The organism is Tardiphaga sp. 841_E9_N1_2, assembly GCF_051811065.1.
Taxonomy (GTDB): domain Bacteria; phylum Pseudomonadota; class Alphaproteobacteria; order Rhizobiales; family Xanthobacteraceae; genus Tardiphaga; species Tardiphaga robiniae.
The window spans coordinates 676,809-695,742 of record NZ_JBPWQC010000001.1; the positions used below are offsets into that span (position 1 = coordinate 676,809).

At 62.4% G+C, this 18,934-nt stretch carries 18 protein-coding genes; 9 read left to right on the forward strand and 9 right to left on the reverse strand.

The window, feature by feature from the left end; translation table 11 throughout:
* The 3 genes from AB8A50_RS02955 to AB8A50_RS02965 all read right to left on the reverse strand — a co-directional run bounded on the left by AB8A50_RS02955 (nucleotide 1) and on the right by AB8A50_RS02965 (nucleotide 2,920).
* Nucleotides 1-219 carry a DUF1289 domain-containing protein gene (locus AB8A50_RS02955; protein ID WP_068730727.1) on the reverse strand — a complete coding sequence of 73 codons (219 nt, stop codon included), beginning with the start codon at nucleotides 217-219 and terminating at the stop codon, nucleotides 1-3.
* Between the two features lie 45 nt (nucleotides 220-264).
* A complete protein-coding gene (locus tag AB8A50_RS02960) occupies nucleotides 265-1,866 on the reverse strand; it encodes a sensor histidine kinase (RefSeq protein ID WP_439071241.1) in 1,602 nt (533 codons plus the stop codon).
* 184 nt (nucleotides 1,867-2,050) lie between these two features.
* On the reverse strand, nucleotides 2,051-2,920 hold the full coding sequence (locus tag AB8A50_RS02965) for an NAD(P)-dependent oxidoreductase (RefSeq protein WP_439076778.1): 870 nt from the start codon (nucleotides 2,918-2,920) through the stop codon (nucleotides 2,051-2,053).
* 313 nt (nucleotides 2,921-3,233) lie between these two features.
* On the opposite strand from AB8A50_RS02965, the gene apbC reads away from it, so the two are divergent.
* The 3 genes from apbC to AB8A50_RS02980 all read left to right on the forward strand — a co-directional run bounded on the left by apbC (nucleotide 3,234) and on the right by AB8A50_RS02980 (nucleotide 6,603).
* A complete protein-coding gene (gene apbC, locus AB8A50_RS02970) occupies nucleotides 3,234-4,415 on the forward strand; it encodes an iron-sulfur cluster carrier protein ApbC (protein WP_439076780.1) in 1,182 nt (393 codons plus the stop codon).
* Nucleotides 4,416-4,618: 203 nt separating this feature from the next.
* On the forward strand, nucleotides 4,619-5,707 hold the full coding sequence (locus AB8A50_RS02975; protein ID WP_089267138.1) for a TRAP transporter substrate-binding protein: 1,089 nt from the start codon (nucleotides 4,619-4,621) through the stop codon (nucleotides 5,705-5,707).
* 152 nt (nucleotides 5,708-5,859) lie between these two features.
* Nucleotides 5,860-6,603, forward strand: a complete 744-nt coding sequence (locus tag AB8A50_RS02980; protein WP_439076782.1) for a 2-keto-4-pentenoate hydratase — start codon at nucleotides 5,860-5,862, stop codon at nucleotides 6,601-6,603.
* Nucleotides 6,604-6,617: 14 nt separating this feature from the next.
* Here the strand turns inward: AB8A50_RS02980 and AB8A50_RS02985 are convergent, their stop codons facing one another.
* The 5 genes from AB8A50_RS02985 to AB8A50_RS03005 form a co-directional block, all read right to left on the reverse strand.
* On the reverse strand, nucleotides 6,618-8,027 hold the full coding sequence (locus AB8A50_RS02985) for a TRAP transporter large permease (protein ID WP_093758926.1): 1,410 nt from the start codon (nucleotides 8,025-8,027) through the stop codon (nucleotides 6,618-6,620).
* A gap of 75 nt (nucleotides 8,028-8,102) precedes the next feature.
* Nucleotides 8,103-8,639 carry a TRAP transporter small permease subunit gene (locus tag AB8A50_RS02990; protein WP_089267141.1) on the reverse strand — a complete coding sequence of 179 codons (537 nt, stop codon included), beginning with the start codon at nucleotides 8,637-8,639 and terminating at the stop codon, nucleotides 8,103-8,105.
* A 185-nt stretch (nucleotides 8,640-8,824) separates the two neighbouring features.
* Nucleotides 8,825-9,856 (reverse strand): GTP 3',8-cyclase MoaA, encoded by a 1,032-nt coding sequence (gene moaA, locus AB8A50_RS02995; protein WP_093758925.1) that lies wholly within the window; start codon nucleotides 9,854-9,856, stop codon nucleotides 8,825-8,827.
* Nucleotides 9,857-9,968: 112 nt separating this feature from the next.
* Nucleotides 9,969-10,409 (reverse strand): hypothetical protein, encoded by a 441-nt coding sequence (locus tag AB8A50_RS03000; protein ID WP_439076784.1) that lies wholly within the window; start codon nucleotides 10,407-10,409, stop codon nucleotides 9,969-9,971.
* Nucleotides 10,410-10,558: 149 nt separating this feature from the next.
* Entirely contained in the window at nucleotides 10,559-11,251 is a 693-nt protein-coding gene (locus tag AB8A50_RS03005; RefSeq protein ID WP_439076786.1) for an HAD-IA family hydrolase, read from the reverse strand.
* Nucleotides 11,252-11,443: 192 nt separating this feature from the next.
* On the opposite strand from AB8A50_RS03005, the gene rpiA reads away from it, so the two are divergent.
* The 3 genes from rpiA to gor are packed head-to-tail and all read left to right on the forward strand — an operon-like array spanning nucleotide 11,444 to nucleotide 14,145.
* On the forward strand, nucleotides 11,444-12,142 hold the full coding sequence (gene rpiA, locus AB8A50_RS03010) for a ribose-5-phosphate isomerase RpiA (protein WP_184515683.1): 699 nt from the start codon (nucleotides 11,444-11,446) through the stop codon (nucleotides 12,140-12,142).
* 23 nt (nucleotides 12,143-12,165) lie between these two features.
* On the forward strand, nucleotides 12,166-12,705 hold the full coding sequence (locus AB8A50_RS03015) for a DUF2059 domain-containing protein (protein ID WP_093758922.1): 540 nt from the start codon (nucleotides 12,166-12,168) through the stop codon (nucleotides 12,703-12,705).
* A 54-nt stretch (nucleotides 12,706-12,759) separates the two neighbouring features.
* Nucleotides 12,760-14,145 (forward strand): glutathione-disulfide reductase, encoded by a 1,386-nt coding sequence (gene gor, locus AB8A50_RS03020; protein WP_439076788.1) that lies wholly within the window; start codon nucleotides 12,760-12,762, stop codon nucleotides 14,143-14,145.
* 156 nt (nucleotides 14,146-14,301) lie between these two features.
* Here the strand turns inward: gor and AB8A50_RS03025 are convergent, their stop codons facing one another.
* The gene (locus tag AB8A50_RS03025; protein WP_089267148.1) at nucleotides 14,302-15,222 is read right to left on the reverse strand and encodes an alpha/beta hydrolase family protein; all 921 of its coding nucleotides are present in this window, start codon (nucleotides 15,220-15,222) and stop codon (nucleotides 14,302-14,304) included.
* A 159-nt stretch (nucleotides 15,223-15,381) separates the two neighbouring features.
* On the opposite strand from AB8A50_RS03025, the gene AB8A50_RS03030 reads away from it, so the two are divergent.
* From AB8A50_RS03030 to AB8A50_RS03040, 3 genes are read left to right on the forward strand one after another with little or no spacing between them, the layout of a single operon-like run.
* Nucleotides 15,382-16,770, forward strand: coding sequence for a class II 3-deoxy-7-phosphoheptulonate synthase (locus AB8A50_RS03030; protein ID WP_120291004.1), 1,389 nt, complete (start codon nucleotides 15,382-15,384; stop codon nucleotides 16,768-16,770).
* Between the two features lie 2 nt (nucleotides 16,771-16,772).
* Nucleotides 16,773-17,126, forward strand: a complete 354-nt coding sequence (locus tag AB8A50_RS03035; RefSeq protein WP_120291006.1) for a diacylglycerol kinase — start codon at nucleotides 16,773-16,775, stop codon at nucleotides 17,124-17,126.
* A 43-nt stretch (nucleotides 17,127-17,169) separates the two neighbouring features.
* Complete coding sequence (locus tag AB8A50_RS03040) at nucleotides 17,170-18,921, forward strand: NAD+ synthase (protein ID WP_089267151.1); 1,752 nt, start codon at nucleotides 17,170-17,172, stop codon at nucleotides 18,919-18,921.
* Nucleotides 18,922-18,934: the final 13 nt, after the last annotated feature.

The following is an 18,934-nucleotide window of genomic DNA, read 5'->3' on the forward strand; positions in this document are numbered from 1 at the left end:
TCAGGTGGCCGCGGATGTCCTCTTCGCTGCGTATGTCGACGAAGGCTCCAGCCCCGCCTCGGCCATGCGGGCCGGCAGCAGCGCCATCGTGTCCAGACGCTCCGCGCTGTCCATTTTTCCCCAGCGCGCGATCTCCGGCAGCGTGCGTCCGCAGCCGAGGCAGAGCTTGGTCTTGGGGTCGATGAAGCAGACTGCGATGCACGGCGTTTCTTTGCTCATCCAGTAATATTGAAGCGGATCCGCTCGCTTGCGCAAGCGTCGAAATCACAGCCCGGTTCCTGCATTCATGATGGGTTTGTTACGGGCTCGGCGTTTTTCGTCGGCGACGTTCATCTCGTAATCGGGCTGCAGCGGTGGCCCATCGGGCGCCATCGGCGCAAGCGCGGACATCACACGCTCCGGCGGGAAAGTGATGATCACCTCGGTGCCGATCCGCAGTTTCGATTTCAGTGTGAAGGTGCCGCCATGCATGTCGATCAGGCTCTTGGCGATCGGGAGACCGAGACCGGCACCCTGTTCAGCCGATTTGATCGAGTTCGATCCCTGGCCGAAGGAGGCCAGCACGATCGGGATCTCGTCTTCGGCGATGCCCGAACCGGTGTCCCTGCAGCTTAGATACTGACCGCCGGAGGCGGTCCAGCCGACCTTGAGCCAGATCTCCCCGCCCTGCGGCGTGAACTTGATCGAATTCGACAGCAGGTTCAGCACGATCTGCCGACAAGCGCGCTCGTCGCCCCAGACCCGCGGCATGCCGTGTTCGAACACTTCGTGGATGGTGATGCCGCGGCTCGATGCGCGCAGCTTCAACAGGTGATGGCAGTCCGCGACGACATGCACGAGCGAGACGGCTTCTTCGTTGAGTTCGTAGCGGCCGGCTTCGATGCGCGACAGGTCGAGGATCTCGTTGATGAGATTCAGAAGGTGCACGCCGGAATTATGGATGTCGGCCGAGTAGTCCTTGTAGACCGGCACGGCATGGCCACCGAAGATCTCGCTCTTCATCACTTCGGAGAAGCCGAGAATGGCGTTCAGCGGCGTGCGCAATTCATGGCTCATCTGCGCGAGGAAGCGCGACTTGGCGACATTGGCGGCTTCGGCGCGGTGGCGCGCTTCGTCGGAGATGGCCTTGGCCTGTTCGAGCTCGCCGATCAGGGCATCTTTCTCGGCACGGGCTTCCAGTGTCGCGAGCGTTGTCGAGTGCAGGCGCTGCGCCAGAAGCGCGAAATAGCCTTCGGCTGCGACAGCCAGAACGGCCAGCACGTAGTTGTCGAAGGTGCCGCGCAGGATGAAGCTCAGCGCGACGCCGAGGGTCACTGGCGCCGTGGCGGCAAAGGCGGCAATCGGCAGGCTCGCGGCGAGCATGCTGGAGACCGCGACCACCAGCAGCATCAGGAACATCATCAGCGAATTGGAGACGACGTCGACGCCGGTCGGATGCACCAGGATCACCGTCCACGACAGGCCGTAGAGCAGGTCCAAAAAGATAAAGCGCAGCCGCCATTTATGCGTGCTGTTGGGTGTCGGTGTTTCCGCCAGATAGCGATTGCAGGCGCGCAGGATCACCGCGTGAATGCACAGCATTCCGCATGACCATGCGGCGGCCGGCAGCGGCTGCATCCAGAACCCGAACAGGATGCCTGTGCCGACCACCAGCAGCGTGATGACGAGCGAGGCGGAGAGGCGGGTCTGGGCGTATTGGCGGAGCAGTTCGCGATCGAATGCGGGGCGTGTTCCTGAAGTCGAGGTCAGCCGGTCGCGCGCTTCGCGCACCCGCTGTTGTGCCGCCCGGCGATTGCGCGGCGGAACAGCGACGGGCGTTTCAGCCGGAAGCTGGACGACCTCGGGCCTGGCGGCGGGCTCACTCATCACTCGTACACAAATCCTGCACGCAAACGCGCGCGGTTTTTCACAGACCCTATCTGTGCCGCACAATCATTAAGAGGTGCCTTAAAGAACGAAGTAATCCGGTTAATATTCAATAAAAATGGTATCGACGGAGGGCGCCTGTCGGGCGCCGCTCCGCCGTGATTTGTTCAGTAAACCTAGATGGTTACCGGGGCAATCTTGCCAAGAGGCTTGAAGTGTCCCACCGCTTGCCACCGAGTGCTTCGACCTCGCCGTAGAACTGATCGACAGTGGCCGTGACCGGCAGGCTGGCGCCGTTGCGGCGGGCCTCGGCGAGACAGATCGAGAGGTCCTTGCGCATCCATTCGACGGCGAAGCCGAAGTCGAATTTTCCGTCATTCATGGTCTTGTGGCGGTTCTCCATCTGCCACGACTGCGCGGCGCCCTTGGAGATCACCTCGACCACCGCATTGACGTCGAGACCGGCCTTCTTGGCGAAGTGAATGCCTTCGGACAGTGCCTCGACGAGGCCGGCGATGCAGATCTGGTTGACCATCTTGGTGAGCTGGCCGGAGCCTGCGGGACCGAGCAGCTTCTGCATCTTGGCGTAGGCGGTGATCACCGGTTCGACCTTGGCATAGGCAGCTTGGGTGCCGCCGCACATTACGGTCAGGGCGCCGTTCTCTGCGCCAGCTTGGCCGCCCGACACTGGCGCGTCGATGAACTGGAAGCCGGCCTTGGTCGCAGCCGCATCGAGCTCGCGGGCCACTTCGGCGGAGGCGGTGGTGTGATCGACGAAGATCGCGCCCTTGGTCATGCCGCTGAATGCGCCGTCAGCGCCGATGGTGACCGAGCGCAGGTCGTCGTCATTGCCGACGCAGCACATCACGAAGTCCTGGCCTTCGGCAGCCGCTTTCGGGGTTGCTGCGGACTTGCCGCCGAACTTCTCCACCCATGCTTTGGCCTTGGCTGCGTTGCGGTTGTAGACGGTGACCTCGTGGCCGCCCTTGGTGGCAAGGTGACCGGCCATGGGGAAACCCATGACGCCGAGACCGATAAATGCAACTTTGGCCATGTCCGTACCCTTTGGATGCTGTCGGCTTTGCTGCCGAACGTCGACTGTTGGGAAGTGAGGCGCCGCCCTGGTTGGTGGCGGCGAGATCGCTGGTGATGAGGAGCGCCAGCATAGTCGCTGCACAGGACGCGGCAAAGCCCCCGTTACCGCTCATGGCTGCAGCCGCTTATGGTGCGCTGCAAAAGAAAATCTGGTGCCGGTCTTGTGCCAGAGCAATCTCGGAATTCTCAACATAGCCTAGAAACGGCATGGACTTAGGGCGGAAGTTCTCTATCTGTGCGGTCTAGTTTGTCCGTCGATCGGGAGACACGCATTGAGCGTTTCGCAGCAGCAGGTTCTGGATGGTCTGGCCAAGGTGACATCGCCGCGCGGCGTGCCGCTGATCCATGCGGATGTTTTGTCCGAGATCGTCGTAACCGACGGCAAGGTGCTGTTTTCGATCAATGTGGACGCCGCTGAAGCGCGGGCCTGGGAAAGCGTGCGCGCGCAGGCGGAAGCCGCGGTGCGGGCGATCCCTGGTGTCACCGGTGCAATGGTCGCGCTGACCGCCGAGCGAAAGCCGGGCAGCGCACCGCCTGCGCCGCAGCGCCACGACCACGCAGGACATTCCCATGGTCCCGGTGGGCATTCGCATGGTCCGCAGTCCGGCGGCGTACAGCCGGTCTCGGCGCATCGCCCGCATGCGAACCCGGCCAACTCGCCAATGTCAAAACAGGCTGAAATTCCTGGCGTTGCCGCGATCATCGCGGTGGCCTCGGGGAAGGGCGGTGTCGGCAAGTCCACGACGGCGCTCAATCTGGCGCTGGGCCTGCGCGATCTCGGCCTGAAGGTCGGTCTGCTCGACGCAGATATCTATGGTCCTTCGGTGCCGCGGCTGACCGGCATCAATGAAAAGCCTGTTCTCGACGACAACAGGAAGATGATCCCGATCGAGCGCTTTGGCCTGTCGATCATGTCGATCGGCTTCCTGGTCGAGGAAGAGACCGCGATGATCTGGCGCGGGCCGATGGTGATGTCGGCGATCACCCAGATGTTGCGCGATGTCGCCTGGGGTACGCTCGACGTCCTTATCGTCGACATGCCCCCCGGCACCGGAGATGCACAGCTCACGCTGGCGCAGAACGTGCCCCTGAAGGGCGCTGTGATTGTCTCGACGCCGCAGGATCTGGCGCTGATCGATGCGAGGCGCGGCCTTGCGATGTTTACCAAGGTCAATGTGCCCGTGCTCGGCATCATCGAGAATATGAGTTATTTCCAGTGCCCGGAATGCGGCACGCGCTCCGACATTTTCGGCCATGGCGGCGCCCGTCATGAGGCCGAGCGGCTCAAGGTGCCGTTCCTCGGCGAAGTGCCGCTGCATATGTCCATCCGCGCCATGTCGGATGCCGGCACGCCGGTGGTCGTGAGCGAGCCCGACGGCCCGCACGCCGCGATCTATCGGGCCATCGGCACGCAGATCCGCGACCGGTTGCAGGGCGTTATTGCGGCAGCGTAACCCGGCCGGTGGCCGGGGCCGAGATGTCGCATAGAACTTTCGTTCAATTGGGCTGGCAACGACGTTCGTCGTGTTTTCCGCGGTCGAATAACCGTGTTAGACAGCCTCTGCACCAGAGCGTCTTCGGTTGAATCGCGCAACGATTTGCCGCTGAATATGCTCAAAGGAATTCTAGGGAAAACGCCCGCAAAAGGAGAGCTTGAATGAAGCGTCGTGAGTTTTTGAAGGTTTCGACGGCCGGCGCCGCGGTGGCCGCCGTTGCCTCGCCGGCGATCGCGCAGTCCGCGCCCGAGGTCAAATGGCGCCTCGCATCGAGCTTCCCGAAGTCGCTCGACACCATCTATGGCGGCGCCGAGATGATGGCGAAGCAGGTCGCCGAAATGACTGACAACAAATTCCAGATCCAGGTCTTCGCGGCCGGAGAACTGGTCCCCGGTCTGCAGGCGCTCGATGCGACCTCGAACGGCACCGTCGAAATGTGCCACACTGTGTCCTACTACTATGTCGGCAAGGATCCGACCTTCGCGATCTATGCGTCGGTGCCGTTTGGCCTGAACGCACGTCAGCAGAATTCCTGGTGGTACCAGGGCGGCGGCGAGCAGCTCGGCAACGAGTTCTTCAAGAAATTTGGCGTCATCGGTCACCCTTGCGGCAATACGGGCACGCAGATGGGCGGTTGGTTCCGCAAGGAGATCAAGACCGTTGCCGATCTCTCCGGCCTCAAGATGCGCATCGGCGGCATCGCCGGTCAGGTGCTGCAGAAGGTCGGCGTCGTGCCGCAGCAGCTTGCCGGTGGCGACATCTATCCGTCGCTGGAAAAAGGCACCATCGACGCTGCCGAGTGGGTCGGCCCCTATGACGATCAGAAGCTCGGCTTCCAGAAGGTCGCGAAGTACTACTACTATCCAGGTTTCTGGGAAGGTGGCCCGACGGTCCACGCCTTCACCAACCTCGAGAAGTACAACGCGCTGCCGAAGAGCTATCAGGCGATCCTCACCAATGCCTGCGCCAATGCCAACAGCTGGATGGCCGCTCGTTACGACATGCAGAACCCGGCGGCGTTGAAGCAGCTCGTCGCGGGTGGCACGCAGTTGCGTCCGTTCACCAATGAAGTTCTGGACGCCTGCCTCAAGGCCACCAACGAACTCTGGGCTGAAATCTCCGCGAAGAACGCCGACTTCAAGAAGTCGATCGACGCGATGCAGGCCTATCGTTCGGACGAATATCTGTGGTGGCAGGTCGCCGAATACACCTTCGACAGCTTCATGATCCGCTCGCGTACCCGCGGCTGATCTTAAGCCTCGATCAAACATAAAGCCCGGCCTTCGCGAGAAGGTCGGGCTTTTTGTTGGGGCACGCACGCATGCCGCGCGGTATTGCCGGGCACGGAAATCCGCTAAGTCTCATGGACGCCGCAGAGCTTTTGTCCTTGAGAGATGCCGTCATGACCGAACCCGAGATCGCCGTAGCTGCCGAAATTCTCGCCCAAGCGCGCCGCAGCGGCATGCAGATTGAGGGACTTCCGGTCACGCCATCTTCGGTTGCGGAGGCGCACGAGATTCAGGATCGGGTTGCTGCGCTGGTCGGGGAGTCCATCGGTGCCTTCAAAGCCGGTGCGCCGCCCGAGGGCGAACCGACACGCGGTCTGATCGAAGCCCGGATGATCCGTTCGAGCCCGGCACATATGTCTGTGGCTGAAGTCCCGCATCTCGGCGTCGAGGGCGAGGTCGCCTTCCGCTTTACCCGCGATCTGCCGGCGCGCAGTGTGCCCTACACGCGCGACGAGGTCGTGAAGGCCGTCGCGGTGCTTCCGGTGATCGAAGTGGTTTCAAGCCGCTTCCGCGATCCGCTCAGTCGACCGAAGATGGAGCAGCTTGCCGATTGCGGCATCAATGCCGGGCTGGTCACCGGTCCCGAACGCACCGACTGGTCGCATCTCGATCTGCCGAACCTGCAGATGACCTTTATCGTGAATGGCGAGACGCAGATTGCGCGCAAGGGTGGCCACCCCACCGACGATCCCATCGCAGGCGCTGTCGCGCTGGTGAACATGATGCGCGACGGCGTGAAGGCCGGCCAGGTCGTGACCACAGGCAGCTGGACCGGACTGCCGTTCTTCAAACCGGGCGATCGGTGCACCGTCCGGTTCGAGGGGCTGGGCGAAGCCGAAGTGGTGTTCGACGGCTGAGCCCGACTTTCCCGTTACTTCGGGGGCCCGAAGTCCGGCATCGCCGGCATTTCGATCTGCGGGATCTCGATCTTCACGTTGGACGTATCCACAGCCGTGTTGTCGATCCAGTAAGTCACGAGACCGGGCCAGTAGATCACGATGATCACCAGGATGATCTGCATCCCGACCCATGGCAGGGCGCCAAGATAGATATCGCGGCTCTTCACTTCGGGCGGTGCAATGCCGCGCAGATAGAACAGTGCGAAGCCGAACGGCGGATGCATGAATGACGTCTGCATGTTCACGCAGAGCAGCACGCCGAACCAGACGAGATCGATGCCGAGCTTGGCCGCGACCGGAGCCAGCAACGGGATGATGATGAAGGCGATCTCGAAGAAGTCGAGAAAGAACGCCAGGAAGAACACGAAGATGTTCACGAAGATCAGGAAGCCGATCGCGCCGCCGGGCAGGCCGGTGAGCAGATGCTCGATCCAGCGCGCACCATCCATGCCCTGGAAGACGAGGCTGAAGCAGGTCGAGCCGATCAGGATGAACACCACCATCGAGGTCAGGCGCATGGTCGATGTCATCGCCTGGTCGATCAGCGGCCAGGTCAGGCGGCGATGCAGTGCGGCGAGCACCATTGCGCCGACCGCGCCCATGGCGCCGGCTTCGGTGGGCGTCGCGAGGCCGAGGCCGATGGTGCCGAGCACCAGGAAGATCAGGACGATCGAAGGGATCATGCCCCACAGCACGCGGCTGATGAGCTTCCAGTTCATGGGCTCGCGCGCATGTTCCGGGATCGGCGGCATCGCGCTCGGCTTCAGGATCGACAACACGACGATGTAGAGAATGAAGATCACGACCTGGATGATCGAGGGGCCGATGGCGCCGAGATACATGTCGCCGACCGAACGGCCGAGCTGGTCGGCGAGGACGATCAGCACCAGCGACGGGGGGATGAGCTGCGTGATGGTGCCCGATGCGGCGATGACGCCGGTGGCGAGCTTCATGTCGTAGCCGTAGCGCATCATGATCGGCAGCGAGATCACGCCCATGGCGATGACCGAAGCAGCAACGGTGCCGGTGATGGCGCCGAGCACGGCGCCGACGAGGATTACCGCATAAGCGAGACCGCCTGGGATCTTGCCGAACAACTGGCCGGTGCCTTCGAGCAGATCTTCAGCAAGGCCGCAGCGCTCGAGGATCGCGCCCATGAAGGTGAAGAACGGGATCGACAGCAGCAGGTCGTTCGAGATCGTGCCGTAGAAGCGGAACGGCAGCGCCTGCAGGAAGGACGGATCGAAGTGACCGGTGAAGATGCCGAGAATGCCGAAGAACAGGCCGACCGCGGCCAGCGAAAAGGCGACCGGGAAGCCGAACACCATGAAGCAGATCATGGTGCCGAACATCAGCGGGGGGAACACGCCGTAGGAAAACATCGGTGGTCCTGACTATCGAACTGGTTCTATCGAACGGATTGGTCGAAATGCGAGAGGCTGAAAAAGCGAACGCCGCTATTGCAGCGGCGCTTCGTAATGGGTGTCGATCTTGACGACGCCGGCGAGCGCGGCGATGCGCTTGGCGAGTTCGGCCACACCCTGCAGTAGCAGCAGACCAAAGCCGAGCGGCAGCACCAGTTTCACCGGCCACAGGATCAGGCCGCCCGCATTGCTGGAGACCTCCTGCGAATTCCATGAATTCAGGAAAAACGGGAACGTCATGTAAGTGAGGTATGTCATCGCCGGCAGCAGGAAGATGCAGAGGCCGATGATATCGATCCACAGCCGCGCGCGATCGGAGACCGCCGAATAGAGCAGATCGACGCGCACATGCTCATTGAGGCGCAGTGTCTGCGCCGCGCCGAAGAACACGATGCCCGCGAACATGTACCACTGGATTTCGAGCCAGCCGTTCGACGAATAGTTGAAGAGATAACGGATCGTGGCGTTGCCGGCGCTGACGAGGCAGGCGAGCAGCACGAGCCACTTGGCGATGAAGCCGAACACATCGCTCAGTGCATCGATCGCACGTGTGAATTTGAGTACGTCCACAGTTCCCCCCGAAAGTCGCCCCGCTGTCCGCTCATCACGTCTTTCTCACTGAGAAAGCGCAGCTTTTTCCGCTGGGCGAAAGAATTCGGCGGCACCATTTCAGCGCGTCATGCAATCGTCAATCGGAAATTGACGGTTTGTCGCAGGCCATTGGTCGAGGGAAAGGACGGAGCACCGCCGGTGGGTTACCCCCCGGTCACGCTCATATGCCGGCTGACGCTCGGCCGGTTGTGGCGGCGATCGATGATGAAATCGTGCCCCTTCGGCTTCAGGCCGATGGCGCGGTCGATCGTGGCGTTCAGGAGGTCGTTGTCGGCGGAAGCCCGCAGCGGCTTGCGCAGGTCGGATGCATCCTCGTGTCCGAGACAGGTATGGATCGTGCCGGTGCAGGTAATGCGGACGCGGTTGCAGGATTCGCAGAAATTGTGGGTCATCGGCGTGATGAAGCCGATCTTGCCGCCGGTCTCGGCGACGCGGACATAGCGGGCAGGACCGCCGGTATCGTCGGGCAGATCGGTCATCGTGAACTGACTGGCCAGGCGTGCGCGCAGCATAGACAGCGGCACATACTGGTCGATGCGGCCTTCGCCGATATCGCCCATCGGCATCACTTCGATCAGCGTCAGCGCCATATCGCGGCCGTGCGCCCATTCGATCAATGAGGGGATCTCGTCCTCATTCATGTTCTTCAAGGCGACGGCATTGATCTTCACGGCCAGGCCCGCAGCCTGCGCCGCGTCGATACCGGCCAGCACCTTGTTGAGGTCGCCCCAGCGCGTAATGGCGCGGAATTTCGCGGGGTCGAGCGTGTCCAGGGAGACGTTGATGCGCTTCACGCCGCAATCGGCCAGTTCATCGGCATACTTGGCGAGCAACGAGCCGTTGGTGGTCAGCGTCAGCTCTTTCAGCGCGCCGGTCTTGAGGTGGCGCGACAGTGAACGCACGAGGCCCATCACATTGCGCCGGACCAGTGGCTCGCCGCCGGTCAGCCGCAGCTTGGTAACGCCCTTGGCGATGAATGCGGAACAGAGCCGGTCGAGCTCTTCCAGCGTCAGCAGGTCGGCCTTGGGCAGGAAGGTCATGTCTTCCGACATGCAGTAGAAGCAGCGCAGATCGCAGCGGTCCGTCACCGAGACACGCAAATAGTTGATCCGCCGGCCGAACGGGTCGGTCATGGCAGAGGAGGCCAGGGCAGGGCTCAGCTCGGAGACGGTCATTCAGATGCCTGACTGCAAAACATGAATTGCTCGCGCGGCGAAAAACGCCGCACGTTCAATCTAGTCACGGGTTGCAGCTGGCACAATCACGCCAACGTATATGTTTGGTGGATCAGCGAGGTGCCGGGAACGGCGAGCCCGCCGCAGCTGCGGTGGCCGGGGCCGCGGCAGGCGCTGCTGCGCGCTTGGCGGCCTTGCGGGCGCGGCGCGGCGGCGTTGCGGGTTGAAGCTCGGCAACGACCGGGCTCGGATCGACCGTTGTCCGTGCCGGCGAGGTGAAATCCCCGGGAACGCGGGTAACGGTCACTGGAACCGTCATCGGCTGGAATTTTGCGAGGGTAAAGGTCGCGCTGAACCCGGTTTCCGTTGCCAGAGGCAGCGAGCAGGGGGTTTTGCAGCTCGGGCCAATGGACGTGACCACCTCTGCGCCGGGCGGAACCGAGTCGAATTGCACGGTAACCGGTTCCGGTGCCGACTTGAATGCGTCCATGGAGAACGACGTGCAACCGGCCAGGCTCAGGCCTGCCGCTGCCAAAACTATTACTCTACGCATGGGTATATCCGTCACGTTTTGCGGCTAGCCGCCATCCCCGGGCAACCATAGGAGCGTCGCACATATGACGCAACACGCAGGCCGCTTATAGTTAATTGATGGTTAATGAAGTCGCCAGACAACCTGAGAAACTCAATTATCTGAACAGGCTAGGCGAGGCGGCGGGGCAACAGGCGGTCGACAGTCGCCGGTAGATCGCGGAAATGGTCGATCACGATGTCGGGCTTGAGCTCGATAATCGGGACATCGGTATAGCCGAATGTAACGCCGATCACCGGGACATTGGCCCGCCGCGCCACACCGACATCGGGGCCGGCATCGCCGACCATGACAACGGACGACATCACGCCACCGGCACGCGCTACCGTCTGCTGCAGGATGACAGGATCGGGCTTCGCGACGCCGAACGTGTCGGCGCCGCAGATCGCCGCAAATCGGTTGGTCAGCTCCAGCTTTTCGAGCAGCAGCTTCGACAGCCATTCCAGCTTGTTGGTGCAAACCGCGAAGCGGTAGCCACGCCCCGCCATTTCGTCGAGCGCCGCAATCAGGCCCTCGAAGGGGCGCGACTCGTCGGCGATATGCTCCGCGTAATAAGCGATGAAATCCTCGGTCAGGCGTGTGACCTCATCCGGGCTCATTTCGCGCCCTTCGAGCTCGAGCCCGCGTTCGATCAGGCGCCGGGCGCCCTGGCCGATCATTTTCCTTGCGGATTCCAGCGGGACGGGGGCCAACCCCTCCTGATGAAGCACATGATTCAGCGCGCTGATGAGATCAGGGGCGGTATCGACGAGGGTGCCGTCGAGGTCGAAAACGACGAGGGGAGCAGGGGAAGCATCTGTCATGCAGGGATCGCTACCGGTCCGCGGCCGATCCCGCAAGGGGGGCGGACGTAGCCCAGCATCCCCCTGGGAATGCAGGCCTGCATTCCCAGGGAAAGCACGTCCTTCGCCCTGTTCCTTGCCCCCAAACGTCGCTAGATATGCGGCTCATCCCGTCCGCGGGACCGTTTTTGAACTGCAAGGACCGCCGCGCCGATGAATATGGACGAGCTGAAACGACAGGCTGCCGCCAAGGCGCTCGAACATGTGCGTGATGGCATGAAGCTCGGACTCGGCACGGGATCGACAGCGAAGCACTTCGTCGAACTGCTCGGTGAACGCGTGGCGGGCGGTCTCAAGGTTATTGGCGTTCCGACGTCTGAGGCCACGCGGGCCGATGCGCAGCGTTGCGGCGTACCGTTGACCACACTCGACGAGGTCGATCGGCTCGATCTCACGGTCGACGGTGCCGACGAAGTCGATCCGGCGCTGAATCTCATCAAGGGCGGCGGCGGCGCATTGCTGCGCGAGAAGATCGTGGCGGCGGCGTCCGACCGCATGATTGTCATCGCCGACGATTCCAAATGGGTGCCGACCCTCGGCCGCTTCCCGCTGCCTGTGGAAGTGATCCCGTTCGGCCTGTCGGCCACGCGCCGCGCGATTGCCGATGTGTTCGCCAAGTGCGGCCTATCCGGCGAAATGGCCATTCGCAGCGGCAAGGACGGTCATGCTTTCGTCACCGATGGCGGCCACTGGATCATCGACGCCCGGCTCGGGACCATCACCGATGCGCCCCGACTGGCCGGGCTGCTCGGCGCCATTCCGGGCGTGGTCGAGCACGGTTTGTTTATCGGCCTGGCAAGCACCGCCATGCTGGCAGGATCGCAGGGAATTCGCGTTTTCGAGCGTCCGTAACGGCGCAATCAAGGAGAATTGGAATGAAGAAGCTCTCGCACATGCTGCTGTCCGCTGGTCTAGCGCTCAGCGTTGCAGTGATCGCGCTGCCGGTCTCCGCGCAGCAGGCGTCTCCGGAAGGACAGGCGCGGCCGATCAAGCCGGCGTCGCCAGCTGCGATCGCTTACGCCAAGGAAATTCTGGCGATGAAGAACGCCAGCGCGATGTATGCCAATGCCGTGCCGAACATGGTTCAGCGCGTCAAGGATTCGCTGCTGCAGAGCAATCTGAACTATCAGAAAGATCTCAATGAGGTCGCCATCACCATCGCGCAGACGATGGCCGGGCGCGACAAGGAGATCACCGAGCAGATGGCGAAGATCTATGCCAGCGACTTCACCGAGGCGGAGTTGAAGGATCTTGCGACCTTCTACAAGTCGCCGCTCGGCCAGAAACTTCTGGTGCAGGAGCCCCAGTCGATTTCCGCCAGCATGACCTATATGCAGCAGTGGGCGCAGCAGTTTTCGGAGCAGGTCAACGGCCTGTTCCGCGCTGAAATGCGCAAGCGCGGCAAGGAAATCTAAGGGCGTAAGCTGAGGCCCGCTATCCCGGGCCTCAGTCCGCAGTTCGGAGCGATCATGGCTGACGTCGACGTCGATCTGTTTGTCATTGGTGGTGGTTCGGGCGGCGTGCGCGCCGCCCGTATCGCGGCCGGCTACGGCGCAAAGGTCATGGTGGCCGAGGAATATCGCTTCGGCGGCACCTGTGTGATCCGCGGCTGCGTGCCGAAGAAGCTGATGGTTTATGCCTCGCATGTCCAGCGCGAGATCGACGATGCCGCCGGTTTCGGATGGACCATTCCGACGGCAACATTCGACTGGTCGACCTTCATCGCCAACAAGGACAAGGAGATCGCCCGGCTTGAGGGCATCTATCAGTCCAATGTGGAGAAGACCGGCGCGACGACCGTCAAGACCCGCGCAGTGTTCGAGGATCCGCACACGCTGCGCCTCGGCACCGGCGAGACGGTGAACGCCAAGCATATCCTGATTGCGACCGGCGGCGCGCCCAATCATGGGCCGGCGATTCCCGGCATCGAGCATGTGATCTCCTCCAACGAGGTGTTTCATCTGCCTGAACTGCCGAGGCGCATCGTGATCCAGGGCGGCGGCTATATCGCGCTGGAATTTGCCTGCATCTTTGCAGGATTGGGCTCCGACGTGACGGTGATCTATCGCGGCGACAACATCCTGCGCGGCTTCGATGAAGACGTGCGCGCCCATGTCCGCAGCGAGATGGAAAAGGATGGCATCACCATCCTGACCGGCTGCACGGTGACCAAGGTCGAGAAACACCGGCACGAATTCACGACGCATCTGTCCAGCGGCGCAAGCATCGCGTCCGATCAGGTGTTGTTCGCGATCGGGCGCAATCCGAACACCGCCAATCTCGGCCTCGAGAAGGCTGGCGTTGCGCTCAAGCCCGCCCATGGCGGCATCATCGTCAACGAGTTCTCGCAAACCAATGTGCCGCATATCTACGCGGTCGGTGACGTCACCAATCGCGTCAACCTCACGCCGGTGGCGATCCGCGAAGGCCATGCCTTTGCCGATACGGTGTTCGGCAAGAAGACCGTGAAGGTCGATCACAGCAATATCCCGACCGCGGTGTTCACCCAGCCGGAAGTCGGCACTGTCGGCATGAGCGAAGAAGAGGCGCGCGCCATCTTCAGCCACGTCGATATCTACAAGACCAATTTCCGGTCGATCAAATCGACGATTTCAGGCAGCGAAAGCCGCGTGCTGATGAAGCTGGTGGTCGACGGTGCGACGGATATCGTGGTCGGCGCCCATATAGTCGGACCGGAAGCGGCCGAACTCATCCAGGTGCTGGGCATCTGCGTGAAGCTGAAGGCCACCAAGGCTGACTTCGACGCCACCGTGGCTGTGCATCCGAGTGCGGCCGAGGAGCTGGTGACGATGCGCACGCCCACCGCACGCTACGTGCGCGAAGCCGCGGAGTAACACCAGCCCTCATGGTGAGGAGCGCGCCCTTGCGCGCGTCTCGAACCATGAGATGCAACGTATCGGTGTTTGTGGCCATCCTTCGAGACGCGGTCGAAGACGACCGCTCCTCAGGATGAGGGCGGATCGATGATCTGCGGCTTCAATGATGTGCCCCTAATCTTCCATCTGGATCCATTCGGCGGCGCCGCGCCACAGTGTGTCGCGGTGCTCCGGCCGGAAGAAGCCGAAATGGCCGACCTTTTTCGAGCCGGCCTCGATGGGGCGGATACTGTCGATCTCCGGCTTGATCGACGTGAAGCCGGCGCAGAGCATTTCGACGGCGGCGCGTGTCGCCCATGGATCGTCCGAGAAGCTCAGCGCCCGCATCTCGCCGCGGTAACGTGGAAAATTCACGAGTGCCCGCAGTTTGCTGTCGTCGAAGAAGTAGCGATCGCTGGTGACCCAGCCCGCCCATTCCAGAAACACGTCGCGTGGCAGATCGTAGCCGAGGCCGATCCTGCCGGGCGCATAGCCGATGACGCGCGCCAGCGGCGCGCCGACGAATTTCATGAGCGCATAGATGCGGTAGCCCTCAGGCGGCGTCATCAGTCGCCAGGTGCCGGCCTGTGCCGCGATGAGCAGGGCGCGCGATACTTCGGAATTGTTGGGGATCAGGCCGAGCGCCTGACCGCCGAAGGAATGCCCGACAAAGGCGAGCGGCATCGTCTTGTAGCGCTCGCGCATCCAAGTCACCGCGGCGGTAACATCGAGCGCAGCCCAGTCGGTCATGGACGCCTTGAAGCCCACCAGCGCGTTCGACCGGCCGGACAGGGGATCGGCCTTGGGCCGCGAATCCCCGGTGCCGCGGTAGTCATAGGTCAGCACGGCGCAGCCGCGGCTGGCGAGGTAGCTGGCGAAGCCTCTGTAGATTTTGCGGGGAACGGCGGTTGCGGAATTGATCAGAACCGCGTGGGTACGGGCGCCGCGGGGCAGGTATAGCGTCGCGCCCAACGAATAGCCGTCGGTCGCCTGGAAGGTGATGTCATCGGCAAAAGCGTCGTCCAGTGCAGCCTCCGACACCGCAGTTTCTCCCATGGTGTCCCATATGTTCCTTACCCGGGCCTAGCAAATGCGAATTCGGCTTTGGCTGCAAGGGCTTGGGGCGCAATGTGGATTTCGAACTGGCGATCCCCATCTGTGCTGTGTATAACGCGGCCTCCGCAGCCATAAAGCGCGGTTTTCAGGAGAGAAGTGATGTCCGAGCGGTGGACGCCCGATAGCTGGCGCGGCAAGCCCGTGCTGCAAATGCCGGAATACCCGGATCTCAAGGCCCTTGGCGATGTCGAGGCGCAGCTTGCCACGTTTCCGCCGCTGGTTTTTGCAGGCGAAGCCCGCAATCTGAAGAAGTCGCTCGCCCGCGTGGCCGCCGGCGAAGCCTTCCTGCTGCAGGGCGGCGATTGCGCCGAGAGCTTTGCCGAACACGGCGCCAACAATATCCGCGATTTCTTCCGCGCCTTCCTGCAGATGTCGGTGGTGCTGACCTATGCCGGCGCGCTGCCCGTGGTGAAGATCGGCCGTATCGCCGGTCAGTTCGCCAAGCCGCGGTCGTCGCCGATGGAGAAGCTCAACGGCGTCGAACTGCCGAGCTATCGCGGCGACATCATCAATGACATCGCCTTCACGCCAGAATCCCGCGTGCCCGATCCGCAGCGCCAGCTGATGGCCTATCGCCAGTCGGCGGCGACGCTGAATCTGCTGCGCGCTTTCGCGACCGGCGGCTTCGCCAATCTCGGCAGCGTGCACCAGTGGATGCTCGGCTTCCTGAAGGATTCGCAGCAGTCGCGCCGTTACAAGGAACTGGCTGACCGCATCTCGGACGCGCTGAACTTCATGCGCGCCTGCGGCCTCAATCTGGAAAGCCACCCGGAACTGCGGTCGACGGATTTCTATACCAGCCACGAAGCGCTGTTGCTCGGCTATGAGCAGGCCTTCACGCGCGTCGATTCCACGACGGGCGACTGGTACGCGACCTCGGGCCACATGATCTGGATCGGCGACCGTACGCGGCAGCTCGATCATGCCCATGTGGAATATTTCCGCGGCATCAAGAATCCGATCGGCCTGAAGTGCGGCCCGTCGCTGAAGCCGGATGAACTGCTGAAGCTGATCGACGTCCTCAATCCGGACAATGAGCCCGGACGCCTGACGCTGATCAACCGCTTCGGCCACGAGAAGGTTGGGGAGCATCTGCCGGGCTTCATCCGCGCGGTGCAGAAGGAAGGGCGCTCGGTGGTATGGTCGTGCGATCCGATGCACGGCAACACCATCACGTCGAATTCGGGCTACAAGACCCGACCGTTCGACCGCATCCTGTCCGAGGTGAAGTCGTTCTTCCAGATCCATGCCGCCGAAGGCACCCATCCGGGCGGCGTGCATCTGGAGATGACCGGCCAGAACGTGACGGAATGCACCGGTGGCGCGCGCGCCATTTCGGACGAGGACCTCAACGACCGCTACCACACGGTCTGCGATCCCCGTCTGAATGCCGAGCAGTCCATCGACATGGCGTTCCTGATCGCCGAATTGCTGAAGACGTCCCGCGTCGACAGGGCGGAGCCGCTGCCGGTGGCATCGGGTCTCTAAACTTGTCGCGCCTCTGGCGGGCCTGCATCAACACCTGGAATGGCCTGACCTTCGCGACGCGATCGGAGCAGGCCATTCGCGAGGAGCTGTTTGCACTGCTCCTCGCGGTGCCTTTGTCGTTTCTCATCGGCACCACCGCAGCGCGTCGGCTCGAGTTGGTGGCGGTGGTTTTGCTGCTGCTCACCGTCGAACTGCTCAACACTGCCATCGAGAAACTGGCCGACCGGCTCACCACCGAACACGATCCGCAGATCGGGCGTGTGAAGGACATGGGATCGGCGGCCGTCGGCGTCGCGCTGGTGATCGCCGGCATGACCTGGCTGTATGCGCTCGGTGAGCGCATAGGCATCTTCTAATCCTGCAGTTGCGAAGGATGAGCCGGTAGGCTTGGATGTTTCCATGACAGAATTGACGCGCTTCACGGTCACACTCGCCCAGCTCAATCCCATCGTCGGTGACATCACCGGCAATGCCGCCAAGGCGCGCGCTGCGCGGGCGCAGGCCAAAGCCGACGGCGCGACGCTGATCGTGTTTCCTGAATTGTTCATCGCCGGCTACCCACCGGAAGATCTGGTGCTGAAACCGGCCTTTCAGGCGGCCTGCCGTGCGGCCATCGAGGAGCTGGCGCGCGAGACCGCGGACGGGGGTCCGGCTGTGTTGATCGGCTCGCCCTGGGTCGATGGCGGCAAGCTCTACAATGCCTGCGCGCTGCTCGACGACGGCCGCATCAGCGCGATCCGTTTCAAGGTCAATCTGCCGAATTACGGCGTGTTCGACGAGAAGCGCGTCTTCGCGCGCGGCTCGGTCTCGGGACCCGTCACCATCCGCGGCCTGCGCGTCGGCGTGCCGATCTGCGAAGATACCTGGATGGAAGAGTCCGCCGACTACGAAGACGTGGTCGAGACGCTGACCGAGACCGGCGCCGAAATCCTGATCGTGCCGAACGGTTCGCCATATGCCCGCGGCAAGACGGATCTGCGCTTGTCGGTGCAGGTCGCCCGCGTTACCGAGAGCCATCTGCCGATGATCTACCTTAATCAGGTCGGCGGTCAGGACGAACTAGTGTTCGACGGCGCGAGCTTTGTGCTCAATGCCGACCGCTCGCTGGGGGCACAATTGCCGTCCTTCACCGAGAGCATCACGACGCTGACATTCGAGAAGATCGACGGCCACTGGCGCTGCGACGGACCGATCGCACCGGTACCGGAAGGCGACGAGGGCGACTACGCCGCCTGTGTGCTTGGCTTGCGCGATTACGTCAACAAGAACGGCTTCCCCGGCGTGCTGATGGGCATCTCCGGCGGTATCGACTCTGCGCTTTGCGCCGCGATCGCCGTGGATGCGCTCGGCGCCGACCGCGTGCGCGGCATCATGCTGCCATTCCGCTACACCGCGCAGGTGTCGCTCGACGATGCCGACAAGCTCGCGAAGGCGCTGGGTTTCCGTTACGAGATCCTGCCCATCGCCGATGCGGTCAACGGCTTCGAGAAGATCCTTGCCGATACCTTCAAGGGTCTCGCGCGCGACATCACCGAAGAGAACCTGCAGGCGCGCACCCGCGGTACGCTGTTGATGGCCGTCTCCAACAAGACCGGCGCGATGGTCGTCACGACAGGTAACAAGTCGGAAATGTCGGTCGGCTATGCCACGCTCTATGGCGACATGAATGGCGGATTCAATCCGATCAAGGATCTCTACAAGACCCAGGTGTTCCGTATCTCGACCTTGCGCAATTCATGGAAGCCCGAAGGCGCGCTCGGTCCTGATGGCGAAGTGATCCCCAACAACATCATTATCCGTCCGCCCACGGCCGAACTGCGCGAAAACCAGACCGACCAAGACTCGCTACCCCCCTACGATATTCTCGATGGCATTCTCGAACGCCTCGTCGAACGCGAAGAGCCGCTGTCGGAGATCGTCGCGGCCGGTTACGAGAAAGACGTCGTGACGCGCATCGATCGGCTGCTCAACATCGCCGAATACAAGCGCCGGCAGGCGGCACCGGGCGTGAAAGTGACGCGGAAGAACTTTGGCAGGGATCGCCGCTATCCGATCACCAACAAGTTTCGCGATCTGGCCAATCCATTGCCGAAGCCCGATGAGGACTTGGTGACTCGGCCCGGCAAGGGTACTAGCGAAGCGTTTGAGTGAAACTGTAGGGCGA